Origin of the sequence: Thalassotalea sp. HSM 43, assembly GCF_004752005.1 — a bacterium.
GTDB lineage: Bacteria > Pseudomonadota > Gammaproteobacteria > Enterobacterales > Alteromonadaceae > Thalassotalea_A.
The window spans coordinates 2,790,385-2,808,448 of sequence record NZ_CP038493.1 but is presented as its reverse complement, the minus strand read 5'-3'; the positions used below and the strand labels follow the sequence as shown (position 1 = coordinate 2,808,448).

The 18,064-nt window shown below is 44.0% G+C and carries 16 protein-coding genes; 2 read left to right on the top strand and 14 right to left on the bottom strand.

Features of this window, described 5'->3' with window-relative positions; all coding sequences use genetic code 11:
* Positions 1 to 73: 73 nt before the first annotated feature.
* The 10 genes from E2K93_RS12160 to E2K93_RS12115 form a co-directional block, all read right to left on the bottom strand.
* Entirely contained in the window at positions 74 to 652 is a 579-nt protein-coding gene (locus tag E2K93_RS12160) for a YqaA family protein (RefSeq protein WP_135439360.1), read from the bottom strand.
* Positions 649 to 1,305 (bottom strand): protein-L-isoaspartate(D-aspartate) O-methyltransferase, encoded by a 657-nt coding sequence (locus tag E2K93_RS12155; protein WP_135439358.1) that lies wholly within the window; start codon positions 1,303 to 1,305, stop codon positions 649 to 651. Before E2K93_RS12155 ends, E2K93_RS12160 begins: the two co-directional genes overlap by 4 nt.
* On the bottom strand, positions 1,302 to 2,054 hold the full coding sequence (gene surE, locus E2K93_RS12150) for a 5'/3'-nucleotidase SurE (protein WP_135439357.1): 753 nt from the start codon (positions 2,052 to 2,054) through the stop codon (positions 1,302 to 1,304). Before surE ends, E2K93_RS12155 begins: the two co-directional genes overlap by 4 nt.
* A complete protein-coding gene (truD, locus tag E2K93_RS12145) occupies positions 2,035 to 3,093 on the bottom strand; it encodes a tRNA pseudouridine(13) synthase TruD (RefSeq protein WP_135439355.1) in 1,059 nt (352 codons plus the stop codon). The genes surE and truD overlap by 20 nt, the downstream gene beginning before the upstream one ends.
* A complete protein-coding gene (gene ispF / locus E2K93_RS12140; RefSeq protein WP_135439354.1) occupies positions 3,086 to 3,559 on the bottom strand; it encodes a 2-C-methyl-D-erythritol 2,4-cyclodiphosphate synthase in 474 nt (157 codons plus the stop codon). The genes truD and ispF overlap by 8 nt, the downstream gene beginning before the upstream one ends.
* Positions 3,550 to 4,260, bottom strand: coding sequence for a 2-C-methyl-D-erythritol 4-phosphate cytidylyltransferase (gene ispD, locus E2K93_RS12135; RefSeq protein ID WP_228445290.1), 711 nt, complete (start codon positions 4,258 to 4,260; stop codon positions 3,550 to 3,552). The genes ispF and ispD overlap by 10 nt, the downstream gene beginning before the upstream one ends.
* Before the next feature lie 2 nt (positions 4,261 to 4,262).
* A complete protein-coding gene (gene ftsB, locus E2K93_RS12130) occupies positions 4,263 to 4,541 on the bottom strand; it encodes a cell division protein FtsB (protein WP_135440490.1) in 279 nt (92 codons plus the stop codon).
* 123 nt (positions 4,542 to 4,664) lie between these two features.
* The gene (locus tag E2K93_RS12125) at positions 4,665 to 5,315 is read right to left on the bottom strand and encodes a hypothetical protein (protein WP_135439353.1); all 651 of its coding nucleotides are present in this window, start codon (positions 5,313 to 5,315) and stop codon (positions 4,665 to 4,667) included.
* Positions 5,316 to 5,595: 280 nt separating this feature from the next.
* Positions 5,596 to 6,888 (bottom strand): phosphopyruvate hydratase, encoded by a 1,293-nt coding sequence (gene eno / locus E2K93_RS12120; protein ID WP_135439352.1) that lies wholly within the window; start codon positions 6,886 to 6,888, stop codon positions 5,596 to 5,598.
* A gap of 96 nt (positions 6,889 to 6,984) precedes the next feature.
* Entirely contained in the window at positions 6,985 to 8,622 is a 1,638-nt protein-coding gene (locus E2K93_RS12115; protein WP_135439351.1) for a CTP synthase, read from the bottom strand.
* Positions 8,623 to 8,991: 369 nt separating this feature from the next.
* Between E2K93_RS12115 and E2K93_RS12110 the strand changes: the two genes are divergently transcribed.
* Positions 8,992 to 9,411 (top strand): secondary thiamine-phosphate synthase enzyme YjbQ, encoded by a 420-nt coding sequence (locus tag E2K93_RS12110; RefSeq protein WP_135439350.1) that lies wholly within the window; start codon positions 8,992 to 8,994, stop codon positions 9,409 to 9,411.
* A gap of 83 nt (positions 9,412 to 9,494) precedes the next feature.
* Here E2K93_RS12110 and E2K93_RS12105 read toward each other — a convergent pair whose 3' ends face one another.
* From E2K93_RS12105 to rlmD, 4 genes are all read right to left on the bottom strand, one after another.
* Positions 9,495 to 10,643, bottom strand: coding sequence for a DUF3083 family protein (locus E2K93_RS12105; protein WP_135439349.1), 1,149 nt, complete (start codon positions 10,641 to 10,643; stop codon positions 9,495 to 9,497).
* Between the two features lie 80 nt (positions 10,644 to 10,723).
* Positions 10,724 to 11,545 carry a nucleoside triphosphate pyrophosphohydrolase gene (mazG, locus tag E2K93_RS12100; RefSeq protein ID WP_228445288.1) on the bottom strand — a complete coding sequence of 274 codons (822 nt, stop codon included), beginning with the start codon at positions 11,543 to 11,545 and terminating at the stop codon, positions 10,724 to 10,726.
* On the bottom strand, positions 11,545 to 13,740 hold the full coding sequence (relA, locus tag E2K93_RS12095) for a GTP diphosphokinase (RefSeq protein ID WP_135439348.1): 2,196 nt from the start codon (positions 13,738 to 13,740) through the stop codon (positions 11,545 to 11,547). The genes mazG and relA overlap by 1 nt, the downstream gene beginning before the upstream one ends.
* Before the next feature lie 8 nt (positions 13,741 to 13,748).
* Complete coding sequence (rlmD, locus tag E2K93_RS12090) at positions 13,749 to 15,086, bottom strand: 23S rRNA (uracil(1939)-C(5))-methyltransferase RlmD (protein WP_135439347.1); 1,338 nt, start codon at positions 15,084 to 15,086, stop codon at positions 13,749 to 13,751.
* Positions 15,087 to 15,187: 101 nt separating this feature from the next.
* Here rlmD and barA point away from each other — a divergent pair, with 101 nt between their 5' ends.
* Positions 15,188 to 18,007, top strand: a complete 2,820-nt coding sequence (gene barA, locus E2K93_RS12085; protein ID WP_135439345.1) for a two-component sensor histidine kinase BarA — start codon at positions 15,188 to 15,190, stop codon at positions 18,005 to 18,007.
* The last annotated feature ends 57 nt before the right edge of the window (positions 18,008 to 18,064 follow it).

Here is an 18,064-nt window from a genome sequence, read left to right as displayed (position 1 = left end):
GTTGTTTTTTCGTTCCCGCCAATTCATAAAAATATTTATTGTTATTCAGTTAGTTAACAGTTTTTATTGGTTATTATCTCAGTATAAAATATAACGCTATTGCTGCAAAGACCACAGCCCAACCGATAATATCGACGCTGTTTCTGAGTTTCGCTTCCATTTTTTCACCGCCTGCTTTAATCAATCCTGCGACCAAATAAAAGCGCATTCCTCGACCTATTGCCGATGCCAAAAGAAACGGTAAAAACATCATTTGTAAAAAGCCAGCACTTAACGTGAATACCTTATAAGGTATTGGTGAAAAGCCCGCTAAGAACACCACCCAGACCCCATAGTCGGCGAACCAATCCATGGCGTGTTGGAATTTATCCATGTAATTAAACTCTATCAATAATGGTTTAATTACCGGTTCAAATAGCCAAAAACCAAGCAAGTATCCGAGTACGCCACCAACCACAGACGCTAAGGTGGTGATCATTGCTAAACGCCAAGCATTTTCAGGTTTCGATAACACCATAGGCGCCAGTAATACATCCGGTGGTATTGGGAAAAATACCGACTCAGCAAACGACAATACCGCCAACACTTTAGGAGCGGCAGTATGGGTAGCCCATCGCATCGTCCATTGATACAAAGGCGAGAATATCTTCACAGCAATTCTCCAGGTACCAAAGGCACAAAACGCACAGCTTCAATTTGGCTAACATTAAACGTATCACCTTGGCGCTGGATAAGTTTAAGTACTTGCGCATCTTGGCCCACTGGAATGATCAACTTGCCACCATCGGCCAGTTGCTCAAGTAATTTTTGCGGTACTTCAGTGGCGGCTGCGGTTACGATAATTGCCTTAAACGGAGCTTTGCTCGCCCAGCCTTTCCAGCCATCGCCATGCTTCATTTGTACATTATGTTGATCAATGCTTTGCAAACGACGTTTGGCCTGAAATTGCAACGACTTGATGCGCTCAACCGAATACACTTTACCAAAAAGTTGCGCCAAAATGGATGTCTGATAGCCCGAACCAGTACCTATTTCTAAAACATTTTCAGCGTCATTGCCTGCCAATAATAGTTCCGTCATCTTAGCGACAATGTAAGGTTGTGAAATGGTTTGCCCTTGCCCGATTGGCAATGCGGTGTTGTCATAAGCCTTATGAGCTAAAATTTCCGGAACGAAAATATGACGAGGGCTACTGGCGATGGCGTGTAAGACTCGCTCATTGCTTATGCCCTGGCCGTGTAATTGCCGTGCTAATAATTCGCCACTGCGCAATGATTTGCCACTTATACTTCGAGTTGCATTCATATGTCTAATTCACTTATCCAGTCTTTTATTTCGCTCATGCTGTTATAGGCTGTCATATCAACGGTTAATGGTGTCACAGATGCATAGTTATTGGCAACCGCATAAAAATCTGTTCCTGGTCCAGCATCTAGCTCTGATCCTAGCGTGCCATACCAGTAAATATCACGTTGCCATGGATCTTGGCTACGTTTCATCGTTTCGGCTTTATGGCGATGACCCAAACGCGTCACGCTGATACCTTTTAACTGCTCAAGAGGTATATCAGGGACATTTATATTGATGATTTGATCACTTTTCAGTGGGTGTTGCTTTAATCGAGCAATAAACCGACTCACCACGACGGCTGCGGTATCAAAATGTTTGTACTCTTTACCTACCAACGATACCGCAATGGCCGGTAAGCCCATATGACGGCCTTCGGTTGCCGCAGCCACTGTGCCTGAATACAACACGTCATCACCAAGGTTGGCACCGTGATTGATACCGGCAACAACCAAGTCTGGCTCTTGCTCATACAACTGACTAATCCCCAGATGCACGCAATCCGTTGGCGTACCGTTTACGCTTATAAAACCATTATCAAGGGTCTCTGTACGCAGCGGATTTAACAAAGTAAGTGAGTTACTGGCACCGCTACAGTTGCGATCTGGTGCCACGACCTTGGTATTGGCAAACTGACTTAAATGCTGATGTAAAACTTTAATGCCTTTGGCGCTAACGCCATCATCGTTACTTATCAGAATGTTCATTTTCACGCTCTTTTACGCTGATGTCGGTATAATCGAGTAATTCTCTTAACACAGTTGTCGCGAAACAGCCTGACGGTAAGACAAAGCTTACCGTGGCATTGTCACCATCAACCGTCATTTTTGCCGCTTGTACATATAGACTTATCGCTCGACGCTCTTGTTTTAAGGCAAACTTCTCAAGGCCGTCGCAGTAATCGCTTAGTTGTTCAGCAATGGCCAATTCAAACTGTTTGGCTTGATCACTGCTCATTAGCTCGCCTTCGCCCCACAATGGTAAGGTCGCGGCAATATCTTGCTCAGCTAGGCGCTGGATAATCTGATCATCTATCTTATCGCAGTGAAACACACTGCGACTGCCACTTAGCATAAACACATCACCATCAACGGGGTTGCTAAAATGGCCGTTTTTAATACGCGCATCGAGCATTTGGTTGAACACATGAGAACGCGCCGCTGATAAATAAAAGCCACGTTTGTTTCTGTCATGAATGCGTTTACCGGCAAACAGTTGCTTGGCGCCATTTAGGTTATTGCCATCAATACCAAATCGTTGCTCGCCAAAATAGTTGGCAACACCGGTTGCGGTGATCTTTTGCCATCTTTGTTGTAATGCCTCGATGTCGGTGACATTGCGTAAGGTGATTTCAAAACGATTGCCCAGTAAGGCGCCGGTTTTAAGCTTCTTATTATGTCGCTGCCACGATAAAACTTCGACACCGTCACAATCAAAGTCACTTAAATCGTATTGTTTTTTACCTGGTACATGAACGCCAAAAAATTGCTCGGTAACGGCATTTCGATCTTTCAGACCGGCGTAGGTAACCATGTGTGGTTTCACTTTAAAGTACTTGGCTAATTGCTTGGCTACATACACCGTATTGGCACCGGTCTTGCGAAGATTAACCAGTAAGTGCTCACCTTCACCACTGGCCGAAAAGGGTAATAGCTCAGTTACTTTAAAGTCTTCAGGGCGACTGCGTAAGTCGCCAGTGCTTAGCGGCTTGCCATAGACATAAGCAAGTTCATCGAGGTTATGCATCTTTTAATAGTGCTACCGCATGAACGGCAACCCCTTCTTTGCGACCAACAAAACCAAGCTTTTCGGTTGTTGTAGCTTTGACGTTGACATTATCAATGTCGGTTTGTAAATCGCTGGCGAGAATTTCGCGCATCGCGAGCAAATGCGGCGCTATTTTAGGCGCTTGGGCAACGATAGTTATATCAACATTGCCAACTTGATAATGCTTGCTTGTCATTAACGACACCACATGGCGCAATAAAATACGCGAGTCGATGTTTTCATAATCGCTGTCGGTATCAGGAAAGTGATTACCAATATCGCCTAACGCCAAGGCACCTAATATGGCGTCGCACAAAGCATGAATCGCGACATCACCATCGGAGTGAGCAACAAAGCCTGCACTGTAATCTATTTGCACACCCGCGAGAGTAACCGGGCCTTGTCCACCAAATTTATGAACGTCATAACCATGACCTATTCGCATGATGACTCCTGTTGGCTAAGAATAAACGCCGCCAAGGGTAAATCCGCTGGCCGAGTTATTTTAATATTATCTTCGCGCCCTGAGACTAAGTGGGCCGATTGACCGGCATACTCTAGCGCAGACGCTTCATCGGTTATTGCTGCATTCTCTGCCAAGCCATTGGCCAATGCGTCAATAAGCAGACGATGAGGGAACATTTGTGGAGTTAATGCGTGCCACATATTTTCACGCTCTTCGGTATAGGCGATTTGACCGCTGCTATTGGCACGTTTCATGGTATCACGCACCGGTGTTGCCAAAATGGCGCCTTCTTGGCTTTGTTCGCAAAATTCAATGAGGCGTTCAATATCGTCATGGCTGACACAAGGTCTTGCGGCATCATGCACTAATACCCAGTCTTGCTCTGACATTGCTTGCAAGCCGGCCAACACCGAGTCGGCACGCTCTGTACCACCAACGGCGGTGTGCACGTTCGGGTGACTTGCGATGGCTAATTTACTAAACAGTTGGTCATCTTTACTTAAGACGACAATCACTTGGCTTATTTTATCGCAGCTTAGTAAGCGATTTAAGGTGTGCTCTATGATGCTACTGCCGTTGATTTGTAGATATTGCTTGGCAAGGGGTTGTTGCATACGAGAACCAACACCGGCGGCCGGCACAACAACGGTATACCCAAGCGGAGTAGATGTTAAAGTCAAAATTATTTCTCTTGCGGAATTACGCGGATGAAGGTTTCGCCATCCTTTATCATACCTAGCTCATTGCGAGCTCTTTCTTCAACAGCTTCTAAACCATGACGTAGGTCTTTAATATCAGCCCAAACCAGTTGATTTCGCTGACTTAATTTCTCATTGATTTGCTGTTGTGCCTCAATGCGTTCCACCTGTTGCCAATAATCAGGCACACTGTTTTTGCCAAACCATAAACGGTATTGCAGCAAAATGAAAAACAGAACCAAAATGGCGGTGATTATACGCATGCCTTGCACTAATTTATTATAGGTATTAACCACATTATAAAATGCGATTAACACAAGTCCATCATTAAAATCGTTTAATGTGAATTTAATGGCGAAGTTGACGCATTAGCGCTCGAAGATGGGCTATTTTAGTGAAAAAAAGCCTGATTTTAAAGATGCCGTGGCACGCATATTTTGCCAATTAATCTGGCAAGACAATAATAACTCGCGTAACGACAAAGGATGAGGCTGTGTTCTTGCAACGCCGCGCCATTGATGGCCACTGCAAGCGGCGGCAAATGCTTTTTTACATGGCTTAAGCAGAGTAAAACGCGAGTCTTTATTGACAGGGACAGGCTCGAGCTCAAACCAACCACTGTAGTTCAATCGGATGCGCTGCTGTTCGATGTCGACGCGATCAATGCAATCGATGGCGATTCGCTGCAAGCCATCCTCATTCACCAAAACAGGCACCACTAAGCCCAAAGGTAACGCTGCCTTTAGGTACCATTGGCTAACTTGTTGCTCGCTTTGGCCTGTTAATGGCAGTTTATGTGATTGCTTTTCACTCCAACTGGCATTTTGCAAATCGAGTCCCAGTGGCGTTTCACTGGCCAACATCGAGCCGGCGGTTTGTTTGATATAGTGAGGTAGACTTTTAAGTCGCGCTTGAATGCTTTGCGCAAAATCTTTTGGCTGATTGGCAAGTAATTGAATTTCCCGCTCATACAAAGCACTGCACAGTTCTGAGAACTGTGACGAGTGTTCAAGCGCGTCCGACAACAAATCTTGCATGTTAGTAAATCCTATTCAAAATCACGGACTTGAATTAGGCCTTTATATCCAATAAATATAACGAGTGAATAATAAACTAAATTTGATTATTTAAAAAGCACCGATTTCTCAGGCTTACTATTCTGGTATAGCACATTTTTGCCAGCGCATCTGAATGACGGCGAATTAGTCCGCAGATAAATGCTTTGCCATTGCCTAAAGGCACATACAAAAATGCCGATGACCTTAGCAATCGCTAGTGTCATCGGCATCATTATGCTTGTTCAATCAAAGGGTAAAATTACTGACCTTTGATTTCACTGCGGCCGTTAAATACCGCTTTGTCACCTAGGAACTCTTCAATACGAAGCAGTTGATTATACTTGGCGACACGGTCTGAACGACACAATGAACCGGTTTTGATTTGACCTGCAGCTGTACCAACCGCTAAATCAGCAATAGTTGCATCTTCGGTCTCACCACTACGGTGTGAAATAACCGCAGTAAAGCCAGCGTCTTTCGCCATTTTGATCGCGTTCAAGGTTTCCGTTAAAGAACCAATTTGGTTGAACTTGATAAGAATTGAATTACCAATACCTTGCTCAATACCACGGGCTAAGATTTTGGTGTTAGTAACAAACAAGTCATCACCAACAAGCTGTACTTTCTCACCAATTTTGTCGGTAAGAACTTTCCAACCATCCCAATCACTTTCATCCAAACCATCTTCAATTGAAATGATAGGATAGCGAGCCGCAAGATCGGCTAGATAATCAGCAAAACCTTCAGAGTCGTACTTCTTACCTTCACCAGATAGGTCATAAACACCATCTTTATAAAACTCAGACGCGGCACAATCTAGTGCCAAGGTAACGTCAACGTTCATTTTATAACCGGCATTACCAACAGCTGTCTCGATAATCGACAAGGCTTCTTCGTTAGAAGCAAGGTTAGGTGCGAAACCACCTTCGTCACCAACGGCAGTATTTAAGCCTTTCGCGCCCAATTCTTTCTTCAATTGATGAAAGATTTCAGCACCCATACGTAACGCTTCCTTAAAAGAAGGAGCGCCGACAGGTTGTACCATGAATTCTTGAATATCAACGTTGTTATCGGCGTGTTCGCCACCGTTAAGAATATTCATCATAGGCACTGGCATTGAATATTGACCAGGCGTGCCATTTAGATCAGCAATGTGTTCATATAATTCGACACCTTTGCTATTTGCAGCAGCTTTGGCAACCGCGAGAGATACGGCAAGAATGGCGTTAGCACCAAAGCTTTCCTTGTTCTCAGTACCATCTAGATCGATCATAAGCTGATCAACTTCAGCTTGATTTTCAGCGTTTTTACCAAGTATAGCAGGAGCGATTTTATCGTTAACTGCAGCAACGGCTTTTAATACACCTTTGCCCAAGTAACGTGACTTGTCTCCGTCACGTAGCTCAAGAGCTTCACGTGAACCAGTCGATGCACCAGATGGTGCGCAAGCACGACCAAATGCACCTGAAGCCAAACGAACATCCGCTTCGACTGTAGGGTTACCACGAGAATCCATCACTTCACGGGCAATAACTTTAACTATTTCCGACATGTTTACCTCTACGTTATAAATATAAAAATTGACGCTATTTCGAGTCTCCCCGAAAAAAAAGCCGTAACTTGTGTGGCAAATTACGGCTTAGTTTGGTTATTTATTATCGCTTTGTTGATGCGTAAACGCTGCAGCAATAAAGCTTTCGAACAACGGGTGACCATCACGCGGTGTCGACGTGAACTCTGGGTGGAACTGACCGGCGACAAACCAAGGGTGAGTTGGTATTTCGATCATTTCAACTAACTTCTTGTCTTGTGACAATCCAGAGAATACCAGACCAGCTTGCTCTAGTTGGTCGCGGTAATGATTGTTTACTTCATAACGGTGACGGTGACGTTCATAAACGCTCTTGTCGCCGTAAATGCTTTCCGCTTTGGTGCCGGCAATCAGGTGACACTGTTGTGAACCAAGACGCATGGTACCGCCAAGATCAGAGTTTTCACTGCGAGTCTCAACATTGCCTTCTTCATCTAACCACTCTTCGATTAGACCGACTACTGGGTATTGTGTGGCTTTGTTAAACTCAGTCGAATGTGCTTGCTCAAGACCAGCAACATTTCGTGCAAACTCAATCAGTGCAACTTGCATACCCAGACAAATACCAAAATATGGAATGTTATTTTCACGGGCGTATTGTGCGGTAAGGATTTTGCCCTCAACACCACGTTCACCAAAACCGCCAGGTACCAGAATCGCGTCCAAGCCTTGTAACTCTTCAGCACCTTTTGCTTCGACATTTTGCGAATCAACGTATTTAATGTTGACGGTTAATTGATTTTTTAAACCCGCATGCTTAAGCGCTTCGTTAACGGATTTGTAGGCATCAGGCAGTTCAATATACTTACCAACCATACCTATGGTCACTTCGCCTTTTGGATTCGCTTCTTGGAACAGCACTTGTTCCCATTCGTGCAAATCTGCTTCAGGCGCATCAATACCAAAGCGTTGACATACTAAGTTGTCAGTACCTTGTGATTTCAGTAACGCTGGAATTTTATAAATGCTATCTACGTCGCGCATCGACACAACAGCTTTTTCTTCGACATTACAGAATAACGCGATCTTAGCTCGCTCATTTGCTGGAATCGCGCCTTCGCTACGACAAACCAGAATGTCTGGGAAGATACCAATAGAGCGTAACTCTTTTACAGAGTGTTGCGTTGGTTTGGTTTTGATTTCGCCACTGGCTTTTAAGTAAGGAACCAACGTCAAATGCATGAACATCGCACGTTCACGGCCTAATTCAACACCTAACTGACGAATTGCTTCTAAGAATGGTTGTGACTCAATATCACCAACCGTACCACCAATCTCAACCATAGCAACATCATAGCCTTCAGCGCCTTCTATAACGCGACGTTTGATGTCATTGGTGATATGTGGAATAACCTGAATAGTTGCACCTAAGAACTCACCACGACGCTCGCGAGCTAGAATGTCTTGGTAAATACGGCCCGTTGTGAAATTGTTCTTTTTGGTCATCTTGGTGCGAATAAATCGCTCATAGTGACCTAAGTCAAGATCGGTTTCAGCACCATCGTCAGTAACAAATACTTCACCGTGCTGAATAGGACTCATGGTTCCCGGGTCAACATTAATGTAAGGGTCCAGTTTAAGCATGGTCACTTTCAGACCTCGCGCTTCAAGAATCGCTGCCATAGAGGCCGCAGCAATACCTTTACCAAGGGATGATACAACCCCACCTGTTACAAAAATATATCTCGTTGTCATGTGAAACCCGGAATTAAGGAATTAACAGAAATCGTGTGTCTATAACTAGCGTTAATACAGAAAATCAAATGCTTAGTTAAAGTTAGCTACCCAAGTAGCAGGACGGGGCGCTATTGTAACAAAAGCCGACTTAGACAACAATATGCTTTTTACATATCTGGTCATGTAATTCTTACAACGTTATTTTGTCTGTATTGGTTTGCCGTTTATACACGTTTGCGTCAAATCAACAAGGTAATCGTTAAGTCTGTGCAAACAAATTAAATTACTGTTTGTTTCAACAAAATTTGTCTTCGAAAGATAAACATGTCCTAGCATAATAGTAGACCGAACCGCTTGTGTAAAAGTTAAACAAGGAATTTAGAATCTATGTGGCAACAAAATATCATTCAACTTTCGGCCATGGGTCGTGGTTTTCATTTGATCACCAATCAAGTGATACAACAATGTCCACAAATACATAACCTTGATGTGGGCTTATTGCATTTATTTTTGCAGCATACGTCGGCGTCTATCACCGTCAATGAAAACGCCGACCCAACCGTACGCTATGATTTAGAGCAACACTTTAATCGTTTTGTGCCGGAAGATGCGCCCTATTATCAGCACGACTATGAAGGCAGTGACGACATGCCTGCTCACATCAAATCAACGACCATAGGTTGTGAGTTAACCCTACCGATTCGCGATGGGCAATTGGCGTTAGGCACATGGCAAGGGATCTATTTATGCGAACATCGCAATCAAAGCGGTGGCCGACGCCTTATCGCCACCATCCAAGGTCAATAACTTGCACTAACAACCAAGCGACAAAGACATTTAAAAACAAAAACAGGGCCAAATCGCCCTGTCTTAATTACCTTTGATGGCGATTAACTATTATTCGTTTTACTCGGAATCGAGTACATCAAATGCTGATGAAAACGCAATACGATGCTGTCTTTGACTTGACTGTAGTTTAATTCATTTGCCAATTGGCGTACCGCTTCACTTAGATGGTTAACAAAACGCCCATAACCATATTTGTTGATATCATTTTGCGATGCGATAAATACCAAACGTATACTATCAACTAGATTTTTACTATCCCACTGACTCACGTACAGCCCTTCGGTGCCGACCGGTTTAAAGCCAAGATTCAGTAACTCACCTTTTGGTAGTACATAGTTTTCATTATCACGGCGAATGATAGGTATTTTGCCATTGGCGATAATCGCCAATTGGTTGAGGTTATATTGCTTGGCAATTTTGACAAATTTGTCACTGACAAAGGTATACAGTGGATTGTAGGGATCCGGCGCAGCTTCATCTATCTCACAAAATTGCAATAATTGTCGATGAATAGGTAAATTCACCACCGCAAAGGTCATGTCGTTGTTTTCAGCCGGCAATAACAATGATTGTTGCTGATAGCGTTTGATGATCGGGCGGAAACTGTGCGTTACCGACTTATCACAACCCTTTTTTCTAGCAAACACGTCGTAAGTCAGATGCTGATGATCGCGCACTTTAAAGTTACCCACATCAACTTTCAATAAATTGGCAAACTCTTCGATTAAGGCGGTAACACCGGCGTGAAATTCTGGGGCATTAAACCGTAACTCATCACCTGTAGCTAAAAATAACAGCTGGATTTTATCAGCTAATACATCGGCATTAAAAAAGGTGGTCAAGCCGGTATGCATGCTCGGATCGTACATAAACAGGATTTGTTGGTCCGTCTCCAAAACCTGCTGTTCTTGCGCATACATAACACGCACTAATTTATTTTTGCCAATAAAGCTGACATTTTCGAAACCATGGCGTTCACACAGATTGAAAAAGCTATGTGATAGGTTACGATAAAAATCGGTAAAATATACGCCATGGCCATGACTGCCGGCAATCAATTCCAGTAGTGCTAGATTTGGCTTAAATTCGACTAATATGTATTGGTTTTCTCTGACGTTGGCTGGCACCAACACCTTATGCTGGGCACTGCGCTTGCGGATTAACCCAATTCTCGATTGACTTTGTAGCATAACCTTCGCTCCTTGTGTCTTAGATACGAGCTAAGGTTAATTGTCTAAAATGTCAGCAAGGTGACAGAATCAAGATCGTTTCATGACAGCCTTTTCGCCTGCAGCCAAAGTGATTCAAGGTATTGCAAACTGGATTGACGAATATCCATATCATTATCAATATGATGTTGTTCGATATATTGAAAACGGCGGGTAAACTTTTTGTTTGCTTGGCGCAATAACTGTTCAGGGTCATATTTACCATGACGCGCTAAGTTCACCACGGCAAACAATAGATCACCAATTTCCTCAGCCAATGCCTCGTTGTTGATATCACTATGGTTCAGTTCTTGTTCGACTTCATCAACTTCTTCTTTAACTTTTGCCAATACATCACGGATGTCATGCCAATCAAAGCCAACGTGAGCGCAACGTTTTTGAATTTTTGCCGCCTGCATTAACGCAGGTAATGCCTTAGGGATATCGTCAAGTAACGATTGCTGCTGATTCTTATTGGCTCGCTCTTTGATTTTTTCGTTTTCCCAATTGGCTTTAATTTCCTGCTCATTGGCAAATTGTTGTTCAGTAAAGACATGGGGATGACGGCGGATCAGCTTTTCGCAGATGCTAGACACCACATCGGCAAAATCAAAGCGCTGCTCTTCTTCGGCGAGACGTGAATAAAACACCACCTGAAATAACAAGTCGCCAAGCTCTTTTTCCAGCTCAGGATAATCTTTATTTTCGATTGCTTCGGCCACTTCAAACGCTTCTTCCAGGGTATATGGGACGATACTCTGGTAACTTTGTTTGAGATCCCATGGACAGCCGCCATCAGGGTCTCGTAATTTACTCATGATCCACACCAATTTATTGATGCTGTCAGGTTGGTTAAGCATATGCTGCAGGTTAGTTTGAGTCATTAATTGCGCATCCGTTTGACACTGATAATATCGTCAAGTTGATCCAATTTATTGAGCAAACGAGACAACACATCGGAATTCGCCACTTGCAGTTTAAACATCATCTCGTTGCAGCTTAACTTGGTGTCGTTGCGCGAAGACATGTCTAAAACATTCACTTTTTCATTGGCTATGATTGTGGTCACATCGCGCAATAAACCTTGTCGCTCTCCGGTAATAATTTTGATCGCCACTTGATAGCTCTGCTCTGAGGTTTTGCCCCATTGCACTTCAACCTGACGCTCAGGTGATTGTTGCAAGGCATGTTTTAACTGTTCACAATCGTTGCGATGGACACTGATACCACGCCCTTGTGTAATAAAACCAAGAATGTCATCGCCAGGTACTGGCTGACAGCATTTGGCCATATGCGTTAATAAGTTACCCACACCAGATACGGTAATGCCATTTTTGTCGACCCGTGATTTTTCATTGCTTTGACGAATCTGCAATTTAGGATCGACTTCATCCTTAGCTTTTTTGCGATTAACGATGGCATTTAGCAGGTTAATCACCTGAATGGTTTTAACATGACCAGAGCCCACTGCGGCTTGCAAATCCGCTAAGGCTTTAACATTAAATTTCTTAAAGGCCGGTTTTAAGTCAGCGTCTTGCAGGTTATTTTTCAGTAACTCTTGCTCTAATTGCTCTTTACCGATTTGTTGATGTTTGTCGCGATCTTGTGATTTAAAGAAACTTTGTACTTTTGAGCGAGCTCTCGCGGTATGGATATAACCCAAAGATGGGTTAACCCAATCCGGACTCGGATTTGGCTTTTTACTGGTTAATATTTCCAGCTGCTCACCGGTATGGAGTTTGTAGGTAAACGGCACGATACGACCATCGACTTTGGCACCAATACAGCAATGCCCGACATTAGAATGAATGTAATAAGCAAAATCTAATGGCGTTGAGCCGTTTGGCAAATCAATGACATCACCATTTGGGGTGAATACATATATGCGATCCTCAAACACTTCATTGCGGATCTCATCCACCAATTCTTCAGAGTTCTGTACGTCTTCTTGCCACTGCAACAACTTGCGTAGCCAATTAATTTTTTCGTCAAAACCGCCGGCTTTGCCTGACGCTGAGCCTTCTTTATAACGCCAATGTGCCGCAACACCGAGTTCGGCATCATCATGCATTTGCTGGGTTCGTATTTGCACTTCAACCGGTTTACCCGCCGGACCCAACACCACGGTATGTATTGACTGATAGCCGTTCGCTTTTGGCGTCGCGACATAGTCATCAAACTCACTTGGCAAATGTTTCCATGAGGTATGTATTGCGCCAAGTGCGCCGTAGCAATCTTGTAACTGGTCGACGATGACGCGAATCGCTCTGACATCAAACAGTTGATCAAAATCGAGCGACTTTTTCTGCATTTTTTTCCAAATGCTATAAATGTGTTTTGGCCGACCATAGACGGTGCCTTTGATCGAAAGGTTGTCTAGTTGTTGCTGTACGCCGGCCACAAAATCAAGCATATATTGCTCGCGATCAAGACGCTTTTCATCGAGTAATTTGGCGATGGTTTTATAGGTCTCAGGGTGCAGATAGCGGAACGAGATATCTTCTAATTCCCACTTAATTTGACCGATCCCTAGGCGGTTGGCTAACGGCGCATAGATATTGGCGGTTTCTTTGGCGGTCAGTACCTTAACGTCTTCCTCAGAATTTTTCACATCTTTAAGGTTACATACGCGTTCAGCGAGCTTGATCACCACCGCTCTGACATCTTCAACCATAGACAATAGCATCTTACGAATATTATCTATTTGCCCACTAGCAAAGCGCGTACCTGAGGGTTGCTGTAAACTGCGAATGGCGTCCATTTGATGCACGCCGCTTGCTAAGGTATGAATGTTGTTACCAAACTGCTCTTGCACCCACTCGAGGTTTATTACCTGATGCTCCAACAAGGGAACCAACATGGCAGCGACTAATGAATCACTATCCATATTTAGGCCTGCGAGGATCTCCACCATTTCCAGAGCTTTGCTTTGGCAGGATAGATGCTCAGCAAATAATGGCTTGAGCTTACTAAAAGCCGATTCCAAACTGGCAGCCTTGTCCTTCGCTAGGGCTAAATCAGACAAGTAACTTTCAAAATTTTCGGCTGATAGCTGATGAGATTTACGAACAGATACCATTGGTGTTCCTATTTATTCTTTACAAATAACGCCATGGTTTCGACATGACGGGTTTGCGCAAACATATCCATAAGCGCAATTTTCTCGAGGCGATAGCCATTGTTAAGTAATTCGTCGCTGTCACGACTCATGGTCGCGGCATCGCATGAAACATAAACAATCAGCTCTGGCGCCATGCTGACGATTCGTTTTATTGCCCCAGGTGCACCGGCTCGCGCGGGATCAAGTAGCAACTTATTAAAATGCCCGACAGGGTATTGCTCAAGCCACGGCCACGGCACGTTTTCATCGTTAAGGTCTGCCTGAAAAAAATCACAATGGCGCAAATCATTGGCCTCGGCATTTTTTTGAGCCCGCTCAACCATGCTGTCGACACCTTCAACGCCCACTAACTGCTGGCATTGTTTTGCCATCGGCACACTGAAATTACCAAATCCACAGAACAAATCAACCACCCGATCGTCTTGCTCAAGTGCTAACCAGCTGATGGCTTGCTGCACCATTGTCGCATTTAGTTCGCCATGCACCTGTAAAAAATCGTTATGCGAAAAAGACAATTGGCAACCGTGCATTTGAAACCACAAATCAGCCACATCCTCGCCATCGAGGGTGCTGATGCCTTGCTCATCTTGCAAAATAATTTGCAGCTGCTGCTGTTGGCCGAATTCCGATAACAAGGCGATGGATTTCGCTGGCAATTTTTTTAATGTACGCAATACCAAGACATTACGATCGGCAGCGATAAACTCACAATGACCAATGGCTTTGGATGGGCTTATTTTTTGCAATACCTGTTGCAACGGCACAAAAACATCACTGACGTCTTGGGGCAATACCAAACACTGCTTGATTGGCGTTAATACATTCGATTGTTTTTTACGAAAGCCTAAGGTTACTTGGCCTTGTCGATCATATTGCACACCAATTCGCGCTTTGCGGCGATAATGCCACGGCTTGGCAACTAACGGTGCTTGCCAAGGCAATTGCTCAAGCTTGGTATTACGACGAAATAGCTCGCTTACTTTTTGTTGTTTAAAATCAAGCTGCGCTTGGTACTCGAGATGCTGCAAATTACAGCCACCACATTGATAAAAGTGGCGACATTCAGGGCTAACCCGCTGTGCATTTGAGGTGAGTATTTTTTTACTGTCAGCTCTGAGGTATTTCGATTTTTGCTCAATAACCTTCGCCTCAACCACTTCTAAGGGCAAAGCATTACTGACGAATACAGGCTTTCCCTGATGACGGGCAACACCATCGCCATTGATATCAAGCCGCTCGATTGTCAGCTGCAGAGTTTGCTTATCAAGGGCCTTGGCGTTTTTCGGTTTATAAATTTTAACCATTTAATTTTACGAAGTATTTTTGCTATGACTTTGCTGCAAAAACTGTCATTATAGACTCGCAGCTAAAAGTATCAGTTTAACACGTATAGAGTAAAATTATTATGAAAATAACGCTCAGGGATTGGGTTATCCTGTTTACCGTTATTCCTTTGCTTTTTGTCGGCTCCGGGCTTAGTTTGTTTTACGCTTGGGACCGTTATGTCACCGTTGATGAACATATCGAAGACAAAGCCGGAGCCTTGGTTGATGTATTGACCATGCAGACCCGTTTGATCATAGAATCAGGCAAGCTAGAAAATTTACATCCGATCTACCAATACGTGTTATCTCGTCACAGTGGTATCCTTAAAAACTTGGCGATTATCGCCGATGACGACACCGTGTTATACAATGCAACGCCGACGTTCCACCCTGAAGAACATCTTATGGTTCGTGCCTTTGGCGAACCAGAACCTGGTAATTATCAAAACAGCCGCGTTTATCAAACCCCAAACAGTTATCTCTACTACGTACCTATGGTAAAAGAAGGTTTAGGTGAAGGCCGACTCGACTTTCGCTATAACTATCTAGGCTACGTGGTTTTTGAAGTCAGTAAACTACCGTATCAGGCGGAGATGCGCGCCGCCTTTGCATTTTCATTTGCCGCATTCGTTGTTACCGTCCTTATCTCTATCGCCTTTGGTCATAATATCGTTCGCTTTGTATCAAGGCCGGTGGAAGAGCTAAACAAAGCGATTCTCAATATTCGCCATGGCGAGGCCGGAACAAAAATTTCCGGCAAGTTCGAGGGGGAAGTCGATCTATTAAGGCTAGGTCTTAATAACCTGTCGCAAACCATGGGTGACTTCCAACGAGATATGGAAATGAACATCGAGTCGTCTACTCGTGAAATGCGACAAAACTTATCGCAATTTGAAACACAAAACGTGCAGCTTGAACTTGCTAAGCGTCGCGCGGTTGAAGCGAGCCAAGTAAAGTCTGAGTTTCTTGCCAATATGTCGCACGAACTGCGCACCCCATTAAATGGTGTTATTGGTTTCACCAGACAGCTGTATAAAACGCCACTCGATACCAATCAGCAAGAATTCTTATATACCATTGAAAACTCAGCCAACAACCTATTGTCGATTATTAACGACATTCTCGACTTTTCAAAACTCGACTCGGGTAAGATGGCGCTGGAAAAAGTGCCATTTAGTTTTCGTGAAGCCATTGATGAAGCCACGGCATTGTTAGCAGAGTCAGCCAACAACAAGGGCTTAGAATTTTCGATTAATATCAACCCAACCATGCCCAACTCATTGATTGGTGATGCGCTGCGTATTAAGCAGGTACTTATCAACCTGATCAGTAACGCCATCAAGTTTACTGAGCAAGGCCATGTCGCTGTCGATATTGATTATGAGTTGCTTGACGAAGAAGACATTTTTATTACCGCCGACATTCGCGATACCGGTATTGGTATTTCTGACAAGCAAGCCGAAACGTTATTTGAGGCGTTTAACCAAGCCGATAAGAGTATCACTCGCCTATATGGTGGTACCGGTTTAGGCTTGGTTATTGCCAAACGGTTGGCCAATGAAATGGACGGTGATATTAATTACATCAGTAAAATTCACCAAGGGTCCACCTTTAAGTTCAGTTTCCACAGTAGCATTAACCAGTTGCCGGTTGATGCCATTATCGAGCCGTTTGAGCTTGAGCAAAAACGCATTCTCTTTTACGAGCCGCAGCACAATACCCGCTCAGCAATCACGCGCCAACTCAAGCATTGGCATATGGATGTTGTTGAAGTCAGTGAGATGTCTCGTTTAGTGGAAATACTGCACGCCCATAAATACGATTATGCTTTGATTGGTACCCAAGTATCGCCGGTCAATATCGGCGATATTAAGGCGCTAACAGAATCCATTGCCAGCGTGATACCGCGTACCACGTTAGCGATTAACTCGTCATCGCTTAAAATGAAAGAGACCTTTATCAAAGCCGGCGCTCGCGACGTGATCAGTAAACCAATAACCTATAAAAACTTACGCCGTGCCTTGCTTGGCGTGCCAGACACGGATGTAGAAGCCATCGCCTTAGGTGATAACAACAGCGAAGATTTAACCCATATGAAGGTATTGGCGGTTGATGATAACGAAGCCAACCTTAAACTGTTGATGAGCTTACTTAAGCAAAAAGTCAGTGACTTAGATACCGCCACTGATGGCCGTGCGGCACTGGAGTTATGTCGTTTCCATAAATACGACCTGATCCTAATGGATGTACAAATGCCGATTATGGATGGCAGTATGGCGATGGAAAAAATCCGTGATAACACGCTTAATGTGGATACGCCAATCATCGCTGTTACCGCGCATGCACTGCCCGGTGAAAAAGAAAAGTTCATTAAAGATGGCTTTGATAGCTATTTAGCAAAACCCATCGATGAAGGCTTACTCGAACACATCATTTTTGAATACGCACCGACGTTTGCTGCGCCACGTATGGAACGGACCATGGTTGAGCATGAGCAAGGTATGGTCGATGTTGGGCCAACTTCACCAGTGTTTGATTGGCCGTTAGCATTGCAACGCAGTGGCACCAATCCACAATTGGCGCTGGAGATGTTTAAGATGTTGCTCGATTCATTAGAGCAAACCACGGTTGAGTTGCGCCACTATATCGACGTCGACGATTTGACCAGTATTGCCAGCTTGGTTCACAAGCTTAATGGCGCCTGTTGCTATGTAGGTATTCCGCGACTTGAAAAGGTCGTCAATGATATTGAAACGCAAATTAAGAAAGGCGCGATATTAGCGGATCTAGAGCCGGAGTTTTTTGAGTTGTTTGATCAAATCGAATCGGTCATGACCCATCAACAAGACTTTTTACAAAAAGTCGAAAAGAGTATCGAGTCGCATAAGCACAAACCCTAATCGCTACGGTTATGATTTGTGTTGCTGCAGGTTGTATTGGCTGTTGTTAGCGTATTC

Excerpts from the sequence above, each read along its gene's own strand:
- E2K93_RS12155 (WP_135439358.1), bottom strand. The coding sequence starts at position 1,305 with ATGAATGCAACTCGAAGTATAAGTGGCAAATCATTGCGCAGTGGCGAA.
- surE (WP_135439357.1), bottom strand. The coding sequence starts at position 2,054 with ATGAACATTCTGATAAGTAACGATGATGGCGTTAGCGCCAAAGGCATT.
- truD (WP_135439355.1), bottom strand. The coding sequence starts at position 3,093 with ATGCATAACCTCGATGAACTTGCTTATGTCTATGGCAAGCCGCTAAGC.
- ispF (WP_135439354.1), bottom strand. The coding sequence starts at position 3,559 with ATGCGAATAGGTCATGGTTATGACGTTCATAAATTTGGTGGACAAGGC.
- ftsB (WP_135440490.1), bottom strand. The coding sequence starts at position 4,541 with ATGCGTATAATCACCGCCATTTTGGTTCTGTTTTTCATTTTGCTGCAA.
- E2K93_RS12125 (WP_135439353.1), bottom strand. The coding sequence starts at position 5,315 with ATGCAAGATTTGTTGTCGGACGCGCTTGAACACTCGTCACAGTTCTCA.
- eno (WP_135439352.1), bottom strand. The coding sequence starts at position 6,888 with ATGTCGGAAATAGTTAAAGTTATTGCCCGTGAAGTGATGGATTCTCGT.
- E2K93_RS12115 (WP_135439351.1), bottom strand. The coding sequence starts at position 8,622 with ATGACAACGAGATATATTTTTGTAACAGGTGGGGTTGTATCATCCCTT.
- E2K93_RS12110 (WP_135439350.1), top strand. The coding sequence starts at position 8,992 with ATGTGGCAACAAAATATCATTCAACTTTCGGCCATGGGTCGTGGTTTT.
- E2K93_RS12105 (WP_135439349.1), bottom strand. The coding sequence starts at position 10,643 with ATGCTACAAAGTCAATCGAGAATTGGGTTAATCCGCAAGCGCAGTGCC.
- mazG (WP_228445288.1), bottom strand. The coding sequence starts at position 11,545 with ATGACTCAAACTAACCTGCAGCATATGCTTAACCAACCTGACAGCATC.
- relA (WP_135439348.1), bottom strand. The coding sequence starts at position 13,740 with ATGGTATCTGTTCGTAAATCTCATCAGCTATCAGCCGAAAATTTTGAA.
- rlmD (WP_135439347.1), bottom strand. The coding sequence starts at position 15,086 with ATGGTTAAAATTTATAAACCGAAAAACGCCAAGGCCCTTGATAAGCAA.
- barA (WP_135439345.1), top strand. The coding sequence starts at position 15,188 with ATGAAAATAACGCTCAGGGATTGGGTTATCCTGTTTACCGTTATTCCT.